Source organism: Aeromonas sp. R2-2 (assembly GCF_040908355.1).
Lineage (GTDB): Bacteria > Pseudomonadota > Gammaproteobacteria > Enterobacterales > Aeromonadaceae > Aeromonas > Aeromonas veronii.
Genome location: NZ_JBFODQ010000072.1, coordinates 1 through 18889, shown reverse-complemented (window position 1 = coordinate 18889; position 18889 = coordinate 1). Strand labels below are relative to the sequence as shown.

Annotated in this window: 21 protein-coding genes and 1 pseudogene; 9 read left to right on the top strand and 13 right to left on the bottom strand. The window is 54.3% G+C overall.

The window, feature by feature from the left end; all coding sequences use genetic code 11:
• The first annotated feature begins 63 nt into the window (after nucleotides 1-63).
• Genes pseF through AB5Z09_RS14820 form a run of 6 tightly spaced genes read left to right on the top strand, consistent with a single transcriptional unit; the run spans nucleotide 64 to nucleotide 5349 of the window.
• On the top strand, nucleotides 64-759 hold the full coding sequence (pseF, locus tag AB5Z09_RS14845) for a pseudaminic acid cytidylyltransferase (RefSeq protein ID WP_368195584.1): 696 nt from the start codon (nucleotides 64-66) through the stop codon (nucleotides 757-759).
• Nucleotides 749-2005: a UDP-2,4-diacetamido-2,4,6-trideoxy-beta-L-altropyranose hydrolase gene (gene pseG / locus AB5Z09_RS14840; RefSeq protein ID WP_368195583.1), complete on the top strand. Its 1257-nt coding sequence runs from the start codon at nucleotides 749-751 to the stop codon at nucleotides 2003-2005. Before pseF ends, pseG begins: the two co-directional genes overlap by 11 nt.
• Nucleotides 2006-2011: 6 nt before the next feature.
• Nucleotides 2012-3058, top strand: a complete 1047-nt coding sequence (gene pseI, locus AB5Z09_RS14835; protein WP_279456456.1) for a pseudaminic acid synthase — start codon at nucleotides 2012-2014, stop codon at nucleotides 3056-3058.
• Nucleotides 3051-4346: a motility associated factor glycosyltransferase family protein gene (locus AB5Z09_RS14830; protein WP_368195582.1), complete on the top strand. Its 1296-nt coding sequence runs from the start codon at nucleotides 3051-3053 to the stop codon at nucleotides 4344-4346. Before pseI ends, AB5Z09_RS14830 begins: the two co-directional genes overlap by 8 nt.
• A complete protein-coding gene (locus tag AB5Z09_RS14825) occupies nucleotides 4343-4603 on the top strand; it encodes a hypothetical protein (RefSeq protein ID WP_236382315.1) in 261 nt (86 codons plus the stop codon). Before AB5Z09_RS14830 ends, AB5Z09_RS14825 begins: the two co-directional genes overlap by 4 nt.
• Entirely contained in the window at nucleotides 4603-5349 is a 747-nt protein-coding gene (locus tag AB5Z09_RS14820) for a class I SAM-dependent methyltransferase (RefSeq protein ID WP_368195581.1), read from the top strand. The genes AB5Z09_RS14825 and AB5Z09_RS14820 overlap by 1 nt, the downstream gene beginning before the upstream one ends.
• On the opposite strand, the gene AB5Z09_RS14815 is transcribed toward AB5Z09_RS14820, so the two are convergent.
• From AB5Z09_RS14815 to flaB, 11 genes are all read right to left on the bottom strand, one after another.
• Nucleotides 5331-6692 carry a DUF4910 domain-containing protein gene (locus AB5Z09_RS14815; RefSeq protein WP_368195580.1) on the bottom strand — a complete coding sequence of 454 codons (1362 nt, stop codon included), beginning with the start codon at nucleotides 6690-6692 and terminating at the stop codon, nucleotides 5331-5333. The genes AB5Z09_RS14820 and AB5Z09_RS14815 overlap by 19 nt on opposite strands.
• Nucleotides 6689-7093 (bottom strand): VOC family protein, encoded by a 405-nt coding sequence (locus tag AB5Z09_RS14810; RefSeq protein WP_368195579.1) that lies wholly within the window; start codon nucleotides 7091-7093, stop codon nucleotides 6689-6691. Before AB5Z09_RS14810 ends, AB5Z09_RS14815 begins: the two co-directional genes overlap by 4 nt.
• Nucleotides 7090-7845 carry an AAC(3) family N-acetyltransferase gene (locus AB5Z09_RS14805; protein ID WP_368195578.1) on the bottom strand — a complete coding sequence of 252 codons (756 nt, stop codon included), beginning with the start codon at nucleotides 7843-7845 and terminating at the stop codon, nucleotides 7090-7092. Before AB5Z09_RS14805 ends, AB5Z09_RS14810 begins: the two co-directional genes overlap by 4 nt.
• Nucleotides 7842-8075, bottom strand: coding sequence for an acyl carrier protein (locus AB5Z09_RS14800; protein WP_111899742.1), 234 nt, complete (start codon nucleotides 8073-8075; stop codon nucleotides 7842-7844). The genes AB5Z09_RS14805 and AB5Z09_RS14800 overlap by 4 nt, the downstream gene beginning before the upstream one ends.
• Complete coding sequence (locus tag AB5Z09_RS14795) at nucleotides 8068-9693, bottom strand: HAD-IIIC family phosphatase (protein ID WP_368195577.1); 1626 nt, start codon at nucleotides 9691-9693, stop codon at nucleotides 8068-8070. The genes AB5Z09_RS14800 and AB5Z09_RS14795 overlap by 8 nt, the downstream gene beginning before the upstream one ends.
• A gap of 83 nt (nucleotides 9694-9776) precedes the next feature.
• Nucleotides 9777-11858: a 6-hydroxymethylpterin diphosphokinase MptE-like protein gene (locus tag AB5Z09_RS14790; protein ID WP_368195576.1), complete on the bottom strand. Its 2082-nt coding sequence runs from the start codon at nucleotides 11856-11858 to the stop codon at nucleotides 9777-9779.
• Between the two features lie 6 nt (nucleotides 11859-11864).
• On the bottom strand, nucleotides 11865-12164 hold the full coding sequence (locus AB5Z09_RS14785; protein ID WP_139407387.1) for a hypothetical protein: 300 nt from the start codon (nucleotides 12162-12164) through the stop codon (nucleotides 11865-11867).
• Nucleotides 12161-12583, bottom strand: a complete 423-nt coding sequence (fliS, locus tag AB5Z09_RS14780) for a flagellar export chaperone FliS (RefSeq protein WP_019446039.1) — start codon at nucleotides 12581-12583, stop codon at nucleotides 12161-12163. The genes AB5Z09_RS14785 and fliS overlap by 4 nt, the downstream gene beginning before the upstream one ends.
• A gap of 25 nt (nucleotides 12584-12608) precedes the next feature.
• Nucleotides 12609-14018, bottom strand: coding sequence for a flagellar filament capping protein FliD (gene fliD / locus AB5Z09_RS14775; protein WP_368195575.1), 1410 nt, complete (start codon nucleotides 14016-14018; stop codon nucleotides 12609-12611).
• 27 nt (nucleotides 14019-14045) lie between these two features.
• Nucleotides 14046-14486, bottom strand: a complete 441-nt coding sequence (locus AB5Z09_RS14770; RefSeq protein WP_019446041.1) for a flagellar protein FlaG — start codon at nucleotides 14484-14486, stop codon at nucleotides 14046-14048.
• Nucleotides 14487-14519: 33 nt separating this feature from the next.
• Nucleotides 14520-15431: a flagellin gene (gene flaB, locus AB5Z09_RS14765; RefSeq protein ID WP_236292723.1), complete on the bottom strand. Its 912-nt coding sequence runs from the start codon at nucleotides 15429-15431 to the stop codon at nucleotides 14520-14522.
• A 146-nt stretch (nucleotides 15432-15577) separates the two neighbouring features.
• Between flaB and AB5Z09_RS14760 the strand changes: the two genes are divergently transcribed.
• Nucleotides 15578-15784, top strand: a complete 207-nt coding sequence (locus AB5Z09_RS14760; protein WP_368195574.1) for a hypothetical protein — start codon at nucleotides 15578-15580, stop codon at nucleotides 15782-15784.
• Nucleotides 15785-16014: 230 nt separating this feature from the next.
• Here the strand turns inward: AB5Z09_RS14760 and flaA are convergent, their stop codons facing one another.
• On the bottom strand, nucleotides 16015-16929 hold the full coding sequence (flaA, locus tag AB5Z09_RS14755) for a flagellin A (protein WP_019446043.1): 915 nt from the start codon (nucleotides 16927-16929) through the stop codon (nucleotides 16015-16017).
• Between the two features lie 372 nt (nucleotides 16930-17301).
• Here flaA and AB5Z09_RS14750 point away from each other — a divergent pair, with 372 nt between their 5' ends.
• Nucleotides 17302-17934 carry a trimeric intracellular cation channel family protein gene (locus AB5Z09_RS14750; RefSeq protein ID WP_005333975.1) on the top strand — a complete coding sequence of 211 codons (633 nt, stop codon included), beginning with the start codon at nucleotides 17302-17304 and terminating at the stop codon, nucleotides 17932-17934.
• A 100-nt stretch (nucleotides 17935-18034) separates the two neighbouring features.
• The gene (locus AB5Z09_RS14745; protein ID WP_005333978.1) at nucleotides 18035-18427 is read left to right on the top strand and encodes a hypothetical protein; all 393 of its coding nucleotides are present in this window, start codon (nucleotides 18035-18037) and stop codon (nucleotides 18425-18427) included.
• 57 nt (nucleotides 18428-18484) lie between these two features.
• On the opposite strand, the pseudogene AB5Z09_RS14740 reads toward AB5Z09_RS14745, so the two are convergent.
• Nucleotides 18485-18889 (bottom strand): annotated as a pseudogene (locus AB5Z09_RS14740) (IS4 family transposase); the annotation flags it as partial.

Below are 18889 nucleotides of genomic sequence, written 5' to 3'. Positions count from 1 at the left end.
CAAAGAGTTGTCATCGATTATCCTGGCTTTGGCCAGTCATTAATCCAGCAGAGAGAACCCATCATGGCCATCGCCATTATCCCGGCCCGGGGTGGCAGCAAACGCATTCCACGCAAGAATATCCGCCCCTTCTGTGGCCAGCCCATGCTCGCCTATGCCATCCAGGCGGCGCAACAATCTGGCTGTTTCAGCAAGGTGGTGGTCTCCACCGATGATGAGGATATTGCCGAAGTTGCTCGTCAACTGGGCGCGGAAGTACCATTTCTGCGGCCAGCCAACCTCGCCGATGATCACACAGGTACCACCCCTGTGGTGATCGACACCATCCAGCGGCTCGACCAGCTCGGCATCCAGGCAGAGCACTACTGCTGCATCTATGCCACTGTCCCGCTGATTCAAGCCGATGACTTGAAGGCCGCCCATCAACGACTGATCGCAAGTAATGCTCCATTTGTCTACACCGTGGCCGAATTCGGCTTCCCTATCCAGCGCGCCGTGCGCATGGATGAGCAGGGCCGGGTCACCCCCTTCTGGCCGGAGCAGATGGCGAAACGCTCTCAGGATCTGGAGCCCGCCTATCAGGATGCCGGCCAGTTCTACTGGGGCAGCCGTGCGGCCTGGCTGGGAGGGATCAGCCCGGTGGGGGGAGAAGGGATTGGCCACATACTGCCGCGGCACCGAGTGGTCGACATCGATACACCGGAAGATTGGCACCTAGCCGAATTGCTCTATCAAGTGCTGGCCCAAGATGGCGTTTAAGGTTGCCTTCCGGCTCGACGCCGGCGCCGAAATCGGCCTGGGTCATCTGATGCGCTGTCTGGCCATTGCCGATCGGCTGAAAACGGCTGGCGCCGAGTGCCACTTTCTCTGCTATCAGCTACCGACTCACCTGCTGCCACTGCTGGAATCCCACCAGCATCACCCTCTTTGCGCTCTGGACGACGCAGGCCCCTTGCCCACCTTGCGTCCGGAGTGGTTGGTGTGTGATCACTACCAGATTGATCGACAGATCGAGCAGACACTGGCGATGCACTGTGGTCAGTTGCTGGTGATCGACGATCTGGCCGATCGCCCTCATCATGGTCAGTTGCTGCTGGATCAGGGGCCACTGCGCAGCGCCGCCGATTACCAGTCACTCGCTCCTGCCGACTGTCGGCTGCTGCTGGGCACCGACTATGCCCTGCTGCGCCCCGCCTATCGCCAGCTTGCACGCCAAAAGGTCAGCCGGTGGCAACGTGGCCTCATCTCTTTTGGCGGTGCCGATCCGGCCGGAGCCTGCCTCACGACCCTCAACACGCTGGCTCGACTGCCATGGGCTAAAACCGTCAGCTGGACTCTGGTAGCCGGTGGGGCAAACCCTTTCTGGCCCGAGCTGCAACAACGGGTCGCCGAACTGCCCGATATGCCGCTCACACTGCTGCGCCAGAGCGACCAGATGGCGCAACTGATGCAACAGCACGACTTCGCCATCGGCGCCGCCGGCGGCATGACCTGGGAGCGGGCCTGTCTCGGCCTGCCGACTCTGGCGGTGCCCATCGTCGACAATCAACAGTTCAACGACGAGGTGATCGCCCGCTTCCAGCTGGCTGGGCGGCTGACCTTGAGCGAGCTGGCCGAGCCTGAGCGGCTGCTGCAAGCCCTGCACCGGCTTGAGCAACAGTCAGACGACTACCGCCGCCGCGGCCAGCAGCAGGTGGACGGGCTGGGCTTGGATCGCCTCACCGCCTGGCTGCTACCACAACCCGATTATCAACTGATGCCAGATGGCCAACAGTGGCAACTACGCCATGATGACCAACTGCTGCTCACCCTGACTCTGGACGGTCAGCATCTGACATGGCAGGCCGCCAGGCCACTTCAACCAGCGGAGTGGCAAGAGCTGGCACATCGCTTGCAGACAATTTTCTCCCAATTTCCCCTCTATCTTGCCGAGCCACCGCAGATAGCGCCCCCTGCCCCCTGGCAACAGGCGCCGCAAGGCTGGCAACTTGGCACAGGAATCTGAACACAGATGCAGATCGATCATCACCCCATCAACCAGGAACAGGCTCCCTATGTGATTGCCGAACTGTCGGCCAACCACAATGGCAATCTGGACCGCGCCCTGGCCATCATGACCGCCGCCAAAGCAGCGGGTGCCAGCGCCGTCAAGCTGCAAACCTACCGCCCGGATACCATCACCCTCAAAAGTGATCGACCGGAATTTCAGATCCACGGCGGTTTGTGGGATGGCCACAGTCTCTATGATCTTTATGAGTGGGCGCACACCCCCTGGGAGTGGCACCAGGCGCTGTTTGCCAAAGGGCGCGAGCTGGGGCTGACTGTCTTTAGCAGCCCGTTCGATTTCAGTGCTGTGGACTTGCTTGAATCACTGGACTGCCCGGCCTACAAGATCGCCTCCTTCGAGCTGGTGGATCTGCCCCTCATCCGCTACGCCGCCCAGACCGGCAAGCCGCTCATCATGTCCACCGGCATGGCGAACGAAGCCGAGATCGCCGCCGCGGTCGAGATGGCACTCAAGCACGGCAACGGCCAGCTGGCGCTGCTGCACTGCGTCAGCGGCTATCCGGCGCCGGCGGCCGAATATAACCTGCGTACCATCCCCATGTTGCGCCAACGCTTCGGGGTCGAGGTGGGGCTCTCCGATCACACCCTGGGGTCGGCCACGGCCATCGCCGCTACCGCGCTCGGGGCCACCCTTATCGAGAAACACTTCACCCTGGCCCGCGCCGACGGCGGGCCGGATTGCGCCTTCTCCATGGAGCCGGCGGAACTTACCGAACTGGTAACCTCGGTCAATACCGCCCATGCCGCCCTCGGAGTGGCCGATTACCAGCTCACAGCCAGTGAACAGGGTAACCGCGCTTTTCGCCGCTCCCTCTATCTGGTCAAGGAGATGGCAGCTGGCGAGGTGCTCACCGCAGAGCATATCAAGTCGGTGCGCCCCGCCCTCGGCCTGCCCCCGGCCGATTACGATCGGCTCATCGGCAAGCGGGTCAACCGCGACATGGCAGCCAATCAGCCTCTCAACTGGGATTGGATTGCACAAGATGAATGAAGATCTGCTGCGCCACCATCTGGCGATCATCGAACAGCGTTGGCCACAGCTTGCTGCCCACCTCACTGTGGCACAGCTGGGCGATCTGCAGGTGGAGTTGTGTGAAGGCCTCAGCAGCACACTGCTGGTCAATGGCATCCAGCTCACCAGCCGGCACGATCGGGTGAAGGAGGCCGAGCTGCAGGCCGCCAGCCTGCCCGAGCAACCGGTGCTGCACCTCTACGGCACAGGGCTCGGCGATCTGCCGCGCGCCCTGCTGGGGCGCAGTAGCCTCAAGCGGCTGGAAGTGAAGATCATGAATGGCGCCCTGTTTGCCCTGGTGATGCGGCTGCTGGATCAGCAGGACTGGCTGACGGACCCCAGGGTCGAGCTGATGATGGCCGGCGACGAGGGAGAAGTGCGCCTGCCCTTCTTCGCCCTGCCGCCCGAGCTGCTGCTGGTGGAAGATGCCGCCGCCCGCATTCGCGACCGGCTGGTGAGTGAAATAGACTTGCCGTTCGCCCGGGCCAGGTTCGACGCCGAACACCCCGACGTCACCCGGCGGCTGGCGGAAAACCGCGATCTGCTGGCCGGCGACGGCGATGTGGCATCCCTGTTCGGTCTGGCTCAGGGCAAGCAGGCGCTGATCGTGGCGAGTGGTCCGACCCTGCAGCACAACCTAGCCACCCTGCAGGCCCAGTTGCAACGCCGTCGGCAGGACTACCTGCTGATCAGCGTCGATACCGCACTGGCGTTTTTGCTCAGCCACGGCATCCGGCCCGACATCGTCGTCACCATAGATGACGCCATCCACGGCAACCGGCTGCCCGCCGCCCAGTCGGCCCAGACTACCCTGGTCTATTACCCCACGGTTCCCACGGCAGCCCTGCTGGCCTGGCAGGGGCCGCGCAAGACCGCCTACTCCCGCAGCCCCATGTATCAGCAGCTGCGGCAGACGCACCCCAAGGGCGTGCTGCACTCAGGCGGCAGCGTCATTCATCCCGCGGTGGATCTCGCCGTACAGATGGGTTGCCACCAGGTCATCCTGCTGGGCACCGACTTCGCCTTTCCCGGCGAACTCACCCACTCGGGCTGGGCTGACGGTGCCCTCGGCCCCAGCGCCGCGCAGGCACTCAGCTGGGCCCTCAACGGTCATGGCAGGCGGGTCAAGACCAATCCAAACTTTTCCGCCTACCGCACCGAACTCGAGCGCTACATAGCGCGCCACCCCGAGGTGCAATTCTGGAACTGCAGCCGGGAAGGGGCGGAGATCGCCGGCTGCCGCTATCACCCGGAGTACGTGCAATGAAAAACGGTCAGCTCACCCGTCTCACCGCCCTGGCGCACCAGTTTCGGCTGGGGCAGTCGGTCGCTGCGAGTCAGGCATTGCCGGAACTGCTGCAAGAGGTGCTCACCGAACAGGGCAACCTGCCACCCGGACTGGTAGCCGCTCTGCTGCAGTGCCAGGAGCGCCAGGACTGGCTGGGGCTGGCCGACTACCTCGAATATGAAGTGGTGCACTGCCTGTCGACCCCGGCCGGCGACACCAACACAGGAGACTATTGATGATCAAGGCCATTTCCAACGCCTCCGAGAAAGAGCTGTCACGTCGCCAGACCTTCAGCGAGTTGCTGCACGCCAGCCCGCTGCCCGCAGCAGAGCTGCAGAACAACCTGGGTCTCTACCTCAAGCGCCAGTCGCTCTCCCGCATTCTTTTCATGCACGAGCTGTATCAGAAGATCGTGCCGGTTCACGGCGTCATAATGGATTTCGGCACCCGCTGGGGTCAGAACCTGGCGCTCTTCTCCTCGTTTCGCGGCATGTATGAGCCCTACAACTACAACCGCAAGCTGGTGGGATTCGATACCTTCAGCGGCTTCCCTTCCCACGCTCCGCAAGATGGCAGCGATGCCGCCATCCAGCCCGGTGCCTACGGGGTGACGCCGGGCTATGAGCACCATCTGGCCCAACTGCTCGCAGCCCATGAGGCGGAAAGCCCGCTGGAGCATATCGTTAAGCATGAGCTGGTGAAGGGGGATGTGACCGAGACGCTGCCGGCCTATCTGGCTCGTCAGCCGGAGACCATAGTTGCGCTGGCCTATTTTGACTTTGATCTCTACGAGCCAACCCGCCGCTGCCTCGAGCTCATCAAGCCGCACCTGACCAAAGGATCAGTGCTGGCATTCGATGAGCTCAACTGGCCCGCCTTTCCGGGGGAGACCTTGGCCCTCAAAGAGGTGCTGGGGCTGGATCGCTACGCCATCCGCCGCACCCCGCACAACTCGGGGCCAGCCTATCTGGTGATCGAGTAGGCCGGTTGCGGGCTGAAGCGACGCAGCAGCCCGGCCTCCAGCAGCATTCGCGCCAGCGGCTCTACCCGCCAAAACGGCGCCCCTATGGTCTCGGCAATCTCGAACAGGGTCAGCTTGCCGTCGCTGTAGGCCAACAGATTCATCATCTCCCTCACCTGCCAGCCCGAATAGCGGGTCGACAAGTCCGGGTAGAGCCCCCGCTTGCCGAGCTGGGGCTCGCCCAGCACGGTGACCTCGCAGCGCTTATCCAGCTCCAGACACTCGATGGCCCGGCGCAGCGCCATGAAGCCGCCGGCCAGACCGGCCGGCGTCACCAGTGAAAGGTCATCGAGCGAAGTGTGGTACTCGGCATAACAGCCGTATCGACTGCGCATCACCGAGGTGACCGGCAGATCGATGCCGGGTGCGCACAGCTGCCGCTCGTTGGATCCACGCTCCAGGAAGCTGTAAGCCTTGTAGCCCGGCGCCAGATGACCCAGCACATGGCGACCGATGCGATCCGCCAACGTGTTGCCTTGGCGTGAGGGCAGGAAGGAGTAGCTGCGGTCATCGCCAAGACAGGTCAGGTTGAAGCCGGCCAGGGTGCGCTGCTTGAGCTGGTCCAGATGGCGGGAGAGATAGACGATGGCCCCCAAGGTTTCAGGCACCAGCATCAGCCGGTAGCTGTAGCGACGTGTGGGCAGTGACGCAAGCCAGGCCATCAGGAATACACCGACACAGGGGCCGGAGAGCTCATTGTTGGCCATGGAGGGGTGACAGGTGTAGCTCGACAGCAGGATCTCCTGCTCGCTCTCCCCCGGCAGCACCCAGTCACCATAGGTGAGCGAACCCGGGGCCAGGGTGGCATCGATCACCACCTGATATTCTCCCTCCGACAGCGCTTCACGCAGCCGATGGGGTAGACAGAAGCCCCAGCGACGCTTGTAGTAGGAGGTCACATAGGGAATGGCATCCGGCTGCTCGGGCAGAGAGTGGAGATGGGGCTGCAGCTCGGCCAGCGAGAGGGTACAGCGCACCGGCTCCGAGTAACCGACCAGATGCAGGTTGTGCTCCTGGAAATCCACCACCCTGCGTCCATCCGGCCCCACTATGTAAGCCTCCCGCACGTTCCACTCGTCAGGCACGGTCCAGTCGAAGCACTCGGTGCCGCTGGCCACTTCATGGATCTGCAGCTCGGGCAGGCAGTGCTCGCGCCACAGGGCCAGCGACTGCCGTACCCCGTCCCCGGTCAGGCTGCGGTTGAGCGGAAACAACAGGGTAAGCAGCCGATGCAGCTGTTCACCGATCTGTGCCTGGTCGTCCCAGTCGGTGGGCAGATAGCCGCTCTTGGGTGAAAAACTCATGGGGTGGATGCCTCGATCAATTCGACAATGTGGCCAAGGGGGCTCAGGAAAAACTGGACGTGGGCGCCGCCAAACGCGATGGCCGGCTGGCTGGGCCCGAGGGGAAGATGACGCTGGGCCCGCAGTTTTTCGGCAGCCATTGCCAGGTCTGCCACCTCATAAGCCAGATGATTGAGCAGGTTATGACGGGTACGTAACGCCTGGCTGACGGGGCTATCATCACTGGCAGGAGCAATCAGTTCATAGCAAATCCCCGCATTATCATAGGCAAAACAGATATGCACCCGCTGCAACGGATCGAGCACCGGCTCGCTAAAGCGGGAAAGCCCGAGGGTCTCGCAGCAATAGCGTACGCCAAGATCCAGTTCGGCCACCACCAGTCCAATATGGTGCAGTTTCATCTCCCCTCCCTGATAAGCGCATGGGGATGGACAGCTATCAGCTCTTTTACCACCGCGGCAAAGTCGGCGCAGCGAACGGCCCAGACTGGTAACCGGCCAAATAACCCCTGGTGCCATTTGCCCTCATTTTTAAGGGCTTCAACCAGACGGGAAAGATCTATCTCGCTGGCCAGATCGAGTCTTCGCACAAAGTAGTCACAATGCCAGGGGCGCACCATTCCCTGCTCGCGGACATCACCTTCAAAGCGTTTCATAAAGCGATAATCGACACCTAGTTGCTGCTCGACATAGTGGGTGAAGGTAATGCGATCGGGATGACAGGCAAAACCGGCAATCCAGCCATCGTGGGCCGCCAACCAGGCGAAGGGGCTCTCTTCACCAAAGCAGTCATGACCCCCTGCTGCAACCACCTGGTCACGCCCCGCTCCCCATACCGCAACGCTGAAGATAGGATCGCGGGTCCGCGCAACCCCTGGCAGAGTGCGAAACTGCTCCGTCATCAGGCCCACTTCACTGGGAGACGTCGCCCTGTCGAAACAGCGCTGACGAGTCAGGCTATACGTGAATGTTGGCACCAGCAGGGTGCCCTCGTTTCCAAGCCACTCCTGCATCCCCAACCAAAAAGCGTGCATTCCAGCGTTATTACTCTGACTAGGAAACTGGGCTACAGCCATAGCGTCAGAGTGAACCATCAAGGCACTTCCGCGCGCGATCCCTAGCGTGCTCAGAGTATGAGATAGAGCCTCAATCACAGGGCAAGACCACGACGCAACAGCGCCTCACGAACATCCTGAAGCTGTTTCATCGTCGCCAGCTCTTCAGGCTCGAAGCGAACCGAGAACGTCTGTTCAACCAGTAACAGAAAATTGAAATGACCGAGCGAATCCCATTCCGGAAAGGCCCCAAGTCCCAATTGATAGTCGCCTCGCGTGACGGTTGCAGAAGGAAACTGCTGTTCCAACAGAGTGAAGAGATCAGTCATGGTGATAAAACTCCAAAAAAGGCAAATTCAGCTGTTCGAGCGCCAGACTATGGTAATGCTCATGGGAAAAACGGGCGGGATCCGGATTATCACAGGGGGTCAACGACAGGGATGCCAACCATGTCAGCGCAGGTTCATTACGTGCACAACGGTTCGAGCCAATAACCAGACGCTCGATCCCCACCTCACGCAGTTCAGCCGAGATACGATCCAGCAGCCAGTATTCCAGACCTCTCGACAGAACTCTGCAACTCAGTGCCAGCGTATCGAGAAAAGCAGTCGTTGAATTGACAGGCTGGATCAGCACAATCCCCACCAAACCATGGTCTGCAAAACAATCCCGCAAAGACACCAATCCACAGAACCCATTTTTAGCCAACAATTCGAGTGTGCGAACATCATGGCGCAAACAGGATAGATTAAACTGATTGGTTTTTTTAACAAGCTGTTCTGCCCGGGGAAGATTATCCGGCGCCAGAGGATGAAAATTCGCACACAAGGACAAATGGCGCAGATAGTCGCTTTCACTTCTGGCTTGCTCACGCAGTCGCTCGCCTTCGGCCAGTGCGCGGTAGGAAGCCTGGCGCAAGCTGTCATCCTTTGTCAGCCCTTGGGCAAAACCACCGTACGAGAGCAGACTATTGGGCCAATCCCAGATCTCTTGCGGCGGTTCAATCACGTCCACCTGCGAGAAAGCAGCGCGAACTTCGGCTCGCTCCAGAGGGGAGTCATCCCAAAACACCAGAGAATCAAGACCAAGGTTAAGAGTGCGTGCGATATGGCGCAAGCCGTCTGATTTTCGTCCCCAACCGATTGCCGAAGCTGCGATTTGTGCTCGCGACAATTTCATCGCACCATGCTGTTCAAACACAAGCCAGACATCGTCAGGGCTATTCTTGGAACAAAGAGCCAGCAAAACCCCGCGGTTGTACCAGTAACGCACAGCATCCTGGAAAGATTGATATAACTTGCCAGCCCCGTCTTGCCCTAGCTGCAACCCACTTACGCCATCTTCACCGACCACGCCTCCCCAAAGGGTATTGTCGCAGTCAAGTACCAATACTTTGCGTCGAGGTTCCTGATCGCGTTTCCAACGCTCGGCAATCCATGTTGCGAGAGAGCTAATCCCTCGAGCAGACAGAGGACAGGAGAGCAAGAATCGGTTACGCGGGTCAAAACACCCTTGTGCACCTTCTTTCATCAACCAGCGAGGTAGATCAAGATTAATGAGGTGAAGCTCAGCAAGCCGTTGGGAAAAGCGAGCATCAAGGGTTTTCACCCAAGGATAAAAGTCGGCACAAGCGCTAGGGGCAGTGAAAAAACAGGCTCCGAGGTAAACTGGTGTGCTACCATCCTCATGAAACGGAAGAAGCAACTCATCCAACCACATATCAATCTTTTGCTCGAGAGATACAGGTTCAAGGCTCGACCAATGCTGACAACGCGTCTCCGTAAGTAACTGCTCCCAAAACCAGATTACGACCCGAGCATCACCAGAATTGCAGCTATACCATTGTCCTTGTTGCTGGAAGTGGAGTGCAGCCAATTTGGCCAGCGGAGTCCAAGCGACATTGCCAGGCATCAGAAAGGCGGTTGACGCTAGAGAAAGCGAAGCCATTAGCATTCCCTATGATATGAAAAACTTTTTATATCATACAGTTACAAAGTGGGCGTGAACAGTGCCACGCCCCTGAGAAGATTTTACTTAAACACATCGAGACCAACGAAGTATGTCGTATCGTGCCGTTCAAAAACATCGGCGTAGATTTTCTCGGCATCAGAAAAAAATTTGTCCAGCAGCAGGATAGCTGAATCGAGTTGCTGAACAAAATAGTCTTCATCTTTCTGGAGTAATGCCATCATCAAAGTAATTACATTGGCATAAAAGTAATTAATTGAACCAATCAGCATTCGATACAAATGCGCTTCAGTGCTTGCCAAAAGGTAGAGCAAATAATCATGATGACGCTGCATCATAAGCTGGACCGCATTATAGTCACGATTAACATCACGCCAATCTGAGCGAAACTTTTCGATCACCTGATTAAACAGAGGGACATTGAGGCCAGACTTGAAATCAACCAAAGTGAGGTCGAGTGGCTTAAAGCATGTATCCATTAGCTCATCAACTATATGACGCTTATCAATATCTCTCCAGACAGGGTTAATTGTTTGGACATACTGCGCCACAGCCCCTTCAATATAAGCACCATCACTAGCGTTGACACAATTAACATCATTATGATCTTGCAAAACACGAGCCATATTGTGGATTGAAAGCCCAAAGAGATGATTGATTAGAACCTCTCCACCAAAATTACCTGGAGCAGGAAATGTATCGTTAAGGTCTTGATGATATTTTGCCTCTTGCTTTTCATTGTAATATAAGCTCAATTTTGAGTGGTGTTTATCTGCACTTTTATAACCATTGTCAATACCAAAAAGGTATATTTTTTTGAAACCCAAAAGTGCCGCGTAATTTAAACCCGTATTTCCAACAAAGGGATTTGAATACTCTATGGTATCGAAATCGAATTTATCCCCTAGGCGAGAACTCAATAATTTATACATTGGTTCATTGGGTTTAAATGCTAAACCGGTTCTACGGAAAAAGCTCTTACACTCGGGGTGTATAACATCTACACTCAGGAACGCACACCCCTTGAGAAAGTCTCCCGCATTCAATATGTGCAGGAAATCCGCTGAACTTTTAGTTCGTTCAACAGCGACATAAATATCTGGCTTGATCCCCGCTTTATAAAGAGCACTTACCGCTGTGCCACAGGCAATAATTACTGCTTTATTTTGATGTTCTGCAATAAAATCTATCGTTTGATCAAGTGATGGCCCATTACCCACAACAAATACCGGGATATCAGCAGACAAACTCATATCTCGCGACTGCTTCAGAAATGGCGTTCCATCTTGAAGATGAGAATGGCTATGTGCCAGGGCATAAACGTTATCATCAAAGAATCCCCAGCCAGTTCTCAACAAGTAGAACTCGGTCTCTACCTTATGAACCAATTTGTCAATCTGGGGGGAACGATAGTGGCAAAATGAAAAGTAGGATGCAGACCAGAAAGCACCTTTACGATGGAGAGCCTCCATCATATCAGCCGCAAGCAATTGCTCATCGACACCAATAAAAAGATGAATACTGAGCGACTCACTATCCATATATTCAAACAATGAATGCCAATCAAAGCAGAACAGTGATGCATAAAAAACATCCAAATCTGGTTCGAATGCAAATAAATTTCTAACCTTACAACGCTCGTACAGATAACCCAGTTGATAACCAAGACCAACACCATACATAAGCGATAGCGGAATATCCATAGTCAAAGCATCTTTTAGTTGCAGGCCCTCAAGGTCAGTATATTGCTTTAACTGTGATATTTCATTATTGTATTTTATGTGAATTTGGCCATCTATATACCATTGAGGCGCAAAGTCAACACTTTGTAAAACACTATTCTCGATTATTTCATCTATCTGTTCTTGAGCTTCTATAAAAGGATCTTTCCCGTATATCGAAACTTGATCATCAAGCCATAATATATTAGGGATGCCATTTTCATTGCAAAAAAAGCGGAATGGCCGTACTGGTTGATATGATTCAAAAAAGTTATATATACTTGGCATGAATTTATTAAAGGCATCCATGTTCATTGCAAAACGAACAGGCAATACCTCCAACATAGCAATTTCCTGTTGCTTTTGCCTCTCAAGGCGAACAAGTTCACTCTCGATATTTGTAATTTCTTGCTTAATATCCATGTATGCCTAACCTGCGTTCAGCTTGTACATATCAGATGCTCGACCTGCTTTTGAAAATTTCCACAAAGCTGCTTCTGTCTGATTCTTTGCATGTTCTATCAGCTCATGTAGGGTTTGAAACTGCACCAATGCTTGTTGGTGAGCCATGTCAAGAACCACATGTGGCGGGATATTCTGGAAAACAGCATCAAGGAGAATGAGATAATGGTCGATCAACTGTTCAGCCGTTTGCACATCCTCCTGTTCGAACAAGGTAAGTAATTTTTTACCTGTTGCGATTAATTCTGGCAAACGGTTATTACTCATTCGGTTCCGCCCACTTTTTGTTGAGCCAAGGCCTTATCTCGCTCCTCGACAGGAATGGCATCCCAACCGCTTTTAACAGTCAGCATCAGATTCATAACCTCATCGACAGCAGTGATATCCATATCACGGCTGGCATCCATCATCCGAGCTTTCATGTAGTCATAAAGCGCAGAAAGGTCTTCGGGAACCTTACCATAAGAGAGATCAAGTGAATCTTGCAGCCCGTTGATAATGGCCATTGCTTTAGAGATAGACTGGGATTTTTGCTCAAAATCTCGACGTTCAATAGCACCACGAGCCTGAGCCAAGCGCTCCAGGCAACCTTGCATCAAAAGTTGAATCACGCGGTAAGGATCGGCTACTGCCAATTCGGATTGCAGATTCTGGGTGGTATAGGCTTTTATATTTTTATGATACATATGAAACACCACTCATGACTTCACATTAACTGTTGTTTGTATTTAGCATACTTAAATATGAGGCAGACTTATTCATCTTGGCCAACATAGCATCCAGACTTCCGTAACGGGCCCGCAAGGTCTCTTCATACTTGGTCAGCTGAGTGGCAACATCTGACTCCTTACGACCCACTTCGCGCAGATCGGAATTCAAAGAGTCTTCCCGTTTCGCCAACAAACCACCGGTCTTGGAGTAGGTTTCCAGCTGGCTGGCCAGCTGACCGGCGATCCCATCCTTACCACCAAAAACTGCCACTACCTGATCGAAATTCTTGTCGATGGCCTCGTTGAACTTGGTATCGTCGATAGACAATACCCCCTTGTTATCCATCTTTATGCCCATCTGAAAAATCGTTTTATAAGTAGAGGAATTTTTCGAAGGCTCGGTGATGGTACCATTCATCATATTGACTACGGCACGCGTCGTTGCATCACCCGCCAGAGCCCCACCATCATTCTTGCTCTTCCCTTCAACGATCGTATTACGCTTGCCGAGGTCATTGCTCTTCTTCACCAGCGAGTTGTAACCGTCGACAAAGCTTTTGACCATGTCCTTGATGCCAGCCTTATCGGTAGTCACGTCAACCTTGTTAGAGCTATAGGTTTTGACGGGATTACCGCTGGCATCGGTAGAGGTTGTGCTATCCGACTCCCGCAACACAGTCAGTTTAAGTCCGACAATGGTGCCATCGAAGGTATTGGATGAACTGGTCAGAGTATTTCCATCAACAGTGATCTTGGCATCTTGAGCATCTTGGCGCTTGGTCAGTTTTGATACGAGATTATCGGTCAGGTCGGTAGTACTGCCAGTGACCTGCAGGTCCTTGCCGCTGCCGCTTACCCCGGAATCGATCATCAGCTTGGATTTACCATCGGAGGTATTGACTATGTTGACGCTCAAACCGAAATTGTCGGCGTCATTGTTGATGCGTTTACGGATGGACTGCAGTGAATCCCCTGCTTTCACATCGACATCGAAGGTCTTGTCACCAGCCTTGAAGGTCAGCTTCCCATCCTCAGTGATAAGGGGAGTCGTCGATGAGTCGAAAGTGCCGTCAAATTTACTGGTCTTCGCCAATTGTTCGACGCTGATATCATATTGCCCGTTGGAAGCCCCCGCCTTGCTCTCCACCTTGAGAACGGGTTTGTCCTTGTCCTGGGTAATATTAATCGAGCGTTTGTTGAACGCATCATCTTTGGACATGGCCTGAAGTGTCGTCACAAAAGAGGCGATGGCCGACTTCAACTGTCCAACCCCGGAGAGAGTGATCTGGGCATTGGTCTTTTTGGTGGTGATGGGCTGCATCAGTTGCGCCTTCTTGGCATTGACGCTCGCGGCAATGACAGACTCCAAGTCCAGCTGTGAACCCGCACCAGCAGACGTAATAGTGGCCATTCTCACTCTCCTCGTAAAACTTGCGTATTAAATCTCTTTATCAAGCAATAATCCGACTCTTGAGCCGCCACCTATAACATCAACTTCACGCAGATCCTTGAGCCGCTTGCTGATAGCCAGCAACTCTTCACTTGGGATCTGACGGATCATTGACTTGGTATTGGCGTCCATCACCTTGATAACAACTTGCTCGAGATCCTTTTCGACGCTGAAGTTGACGGTCCATCCCTGCAACTTGCTGAACTCTTGCAAGTTTTGTACCTCTTTTTCAATATCCTTATCTGAGACATCGGATTTGCGAACCTTCTCTTTGGCTCGCTCCTCTTGTTGTTTTTCCACATCCTGTGTCATCACCCGCTGCTCTTCCGCCATGCCAGATAGCACTTGAGCGGCCGATTGGCCGCTCTTGCTACTTGACTGAAGAGAAGAAGGAGTGACCGATGAGGGAATTCCAATGTCATTGGCCATATCGTCGCTCCTTTTCTATCTCATCACTACCCGTTAACCCAACAGGGACAGCGCAGATTGCGGTCTTTGGTTGGCTTGCGCCAGGATACTTGAAGCTGCCTGCTGCAGGATGTTCTGCTTGGTCAGGTTAGCGGTTTCTGTCGCAAAGTCCGCATCACGGATACGCGAACGTGCTGCACTCAAGTTCTCGGACACGTTGGACTGGTTGCGGATAGTCGAGTCGAAACGGTTTTGGACCGCACCAAGCTCTGCACGTTTGCTATCAACCGCCTTGATCATGAAGTCAAGGTTGGCCATCGCAGACTGTGCAGCACTGGCTGTTTTGATACTGTTCATGTTGGCAACAGTTACAGCAGTTGTCGCAGCGGTTACCTTGTACGGCTCTTTACTACCAGCAGAACTGGTGGCAATGGTGGCACTACCTTTTGATGCGCCAGCAATACCGCTAATGGTAAAGGCACTAGTCATCTTGAAGGTAATGGTCTGGGTGGCATCCGCACCGACCTGGAATGAGCCCTTATATTTACCGTCCAGCAACTTCTGACCACCGAACGTGGTATCACTGGAGATGCGATCGATCTCGGTTGTCAGTTGATCGTACTCTTGCTGCAATGCAACGCGATCATCCGTATTGTTGGAACCGTTAGCTGATTGCTGCGCCAGAGTACGCATCCGCTGCAACATGGAGGTTATTTCATCCATGGCCCCTTCTGCAGTCTGGGCTACCGAAATACCATCGTTTGCGTTGCGGTTACCCTGGTTCAAGCCGTTAACCTGTGAAGTCAAACGGTTGGAGATCTGCAAGCCAGCAGCATCGTCTTTGGCGGTGTTGATACGAAGACCGGATGCCAATCTGGTATAGGAGGTATCCAGAGACTTGTTGGTATTCATCAAGTTACGCTGGGCGTTCAATGATGAAATGTTGGTGTTGATATACATGGCCATAAAAAATTCTCCCGAAGAACATGCGACTGCAGGTTGCGTCGTCTAAACAAAACGACGTCCCACCGTTTGAAGAGCAGGTTGAACATTCCTGTCTCTTCTGGCGGGTGTCTGTTTGAACGAACAGGTCACCCGCAGTAGTGCAAACGTTGGATTCCGAACACCCCTCGATTGCTTCACTTTATTTAACGGCAGCGCAGATACAAGCTTTAGGAAAATTGTTGCCTAAAGCGGCAAGTTTTATCCGGCAGGCGGCAACAGAACATGAATTGAGCAGCATCACCATGCAATTCACCGCTGATGATGACCTCGTTTACGGGATAAGATGCGTTGGCACGGTTCATGCTTTGAACTGACAGAGTGACGTCAATTTGGCGACACAATAAAAAGAGGCCGGTAAACCGGCCTAAAGATGAGCATATGCTCAGGAGAATATGACCAAGCGTGACAGAACTGAACAGCTGGACAACACTTGGCATTACTAGTAGAGATTATATCTCTCCCGATAGAACAGAGTGCGACCCGAACACCCCTTTGTTCCATCTCTTGACCAGGGCGGCCTGAACAACCGCCCTGTTTTCTTTTGTTAGCCTTGCAACAGTGACAGTGCAGACTGCGGACGCTGGTTCGCCTGTGACAGAATGGTCGAGGCGGCTTGTTGCAGAATGTTCTGCTTGGTCAGGTTGGCGGTTTCAGTCGCAAAGTCAGCATCACGGATCCGTGAGCGGGCAGCACTAACGTTTTCGGAGACGTTCGCCTGATTGCGAATGGTTGAATCGAAGCGGTTTTGCACTGCACCCAATTCAGCTCGCTTGCTGTCTACAACTTTAATCATGTAGTCGAGGTTGGCCATAGCAGACTGGGCCGAACTCGCCAACTTGATGCTATTCATGTTTGCCACAGTCACTGCGCTGGTTGAGGCCGTTACTTTGAAAGGCTCTTTGCTACCAGTTGAACCGGCAGAGATTGTTGCATTGCCCTTGGCAGCCGAAGCCATACCTGCAATGGTAAACGCAGTGGTCATTCTGAAAGTAATGGTTTGAGCAGCATCAGCACCAACCTGGAAAGAGCCGACATAACCACCGTTAAGCAATTGCTTACCACCGAATGTGGTATCTTTTGCCACACGATCAATTTCGGTCATCAGCTGGTCATACTCTTGCTGCAACGCGGTACGGTCATCAGTGTTATTGGAGCCGTTGGCTGATTGCTGAGCCAGGGTACGCATACGCTGCAGCATGGAAGTCACTTCATCCATTGCACCTTCCGCAGTTTGCGCTACCGAAATACCATCGTTGGCGTTGCGATTACCCTGATTCAAACCGTTCACCTGAGACGTCAAACGGTTGGCGATTTGCAGACCCGCGGCATCATCTTTGGCGCTGTTGATACGCAAGCCGGATGCCAGTCGAGTGTAGGAAGTATCCAGTGATTTGGTCGTATTCATCAGGTTACGCTGCGCGTTGAGTGATGAAACGTTAGTGTTGATATAAAGGCCCATGACTATTCTCCTAAGCTATTAAATTTACTCTTCTATTTGCTCAGGCTTTATTATTTTCTGTGCCCGATGCGTCTTATTTAACGGCTCGTTTTTGGATGTCTTTAGCGTTTTTTCAACGCTTCATCGCATTAACGCCGCTTACCTTATATATCGGCGGGTCGGGGGGATACTTAAGGAAAAAATCGGGCCAAAACCAGTGACAGACTCAACCTTCTGAAGCTAACCAACGGCAGGGGGCAAACGAGACACTACCGTTTATGCCGCGAGAAAAAATCCGTCCCGACTCTCAATTTTGTCGAGCACTGTTGGCGATTGGGCTCACCAGCCCCTAAAATCGCGGCCCCATCAACAATTTAGCGTGAGTTGTTCTCCATGCAGACACTGGTTGAGCAGATTGTTTACATCAGCGACATGTTTGGTACTGCGGTATTCGCGTTTTCAGGGGTATTGGTGGCTGGCCGACTCAGAATGGACGGGTTTGGCGTCATGGTTTTGGCGGCGGTCACTGCCATCGGCGGCGGCACCATCCGTGACATGATCCTGGGAGCCACCCCTGTATTCTGGGTGCGCGATCCCCTCTATATATGGGTCGTCATTGCGACGGCGCTGATCGGTATGTGGATGGTCAAACTGCCCCGCAGGATGCCCTGGTATGTACTGCCGGTGGCGGATGCCTTCGGGCTGGCCCTCTTTACCGTGATCGGTGCCCAGAAGGCCCTCAACTTCGGCACCCCGGGGCTGATTGCCGTGATCATGGGCACCATGACCGGGGTAGCTGGTGGCATGATCCGCGATGTACTGGCGCGGGAGGTCCCCATGGTGCTGCAAAAAGAGATCTATGCCACCGCCTGTATCCTTGGCGGCATTCTCTATACCCTGGCGCTTGAGGCCAACATGGACAGGGTAACGGCCATGCTCATCTGCATGACGGCCGTGTTTGGCCTGCGGGTCGCGGCTATCTACTGGCATCTTTCGCTACCGACCTTCTCCCTGCAACGCAATTGAGAGCAGGCCCACAGCGTCATCATGTCGCTGTGGGCCACGCGTTGAACCAAATAGGCTTTTCTGTTGTCATAGAAGCAGTCGTTGTTAGCCGGAACTTCTCATGCGCAAAATCGGTATGCTTACCACCCTTCTCCTGGCGAACGTGACGGCAGCCCACGCCGAAGCACAAGTGGTATTTGGACGACTGGCCTCGGCGCCGGTGCAGCAGTTCAACCAGCAGATACGCCAGGCAAGCCATCAACAGCAAAACTGGGTCAATGACTATCGTGAGGTCGCTCTGCGATTCGTCGGTCATGGTGACACGCCCAGCCGCATCCATGCCCAGCAACTGGACAATGATCTGGTGCTCTCGGTCGCCCTCGACGGCAGCAAGAGCGACATGATCTACATCCTGACCCTCTATCGCAGCAACAACCTGTGGCAGATGCGGGAGGCGGAAATGGGCTGGCGTTGTCAGGGGCAAGACTCCTTCACTCCGGTTCCCTGTCCCTGATAGTCATTGCTCACTCTGAGAAATAAAAAATCCGGTACATTGGCTAATGCCAGTCAGTTAAGCCTGACTGGCATTGTTTTTATTGGCTTTTTGCACCGCATACTTTTGCGGTCTTGCCTTCACACTGCGGGAGTAACTTCGTTCCCTTCGCTCCGGCAATACAAACTGTCCCGCCTGCTTCTCCAGCTCCGCCACCCGCTTCGGGATACTCCCCGGTGACAGGTATGGCATGCAGCTCAGTTCATGGATGAGGTACACCGATGCCATGTGAAAACTCAGCTGGCTCGCCGTGTATCCCTTCAGACTCGCGGCCATCTTTACCATCTGGCTGCGCAGCAGATTGTACGCCAGCAGCACGCCCCACAGCTCTTGCCGTATCCCCGCCGCCTTCTTGCTGCGCAGGGTCAGCCGGTGTTGTTGCAGGCTGTGCTTCATCTCCCGATAGCCCAACTCGATTTCCCA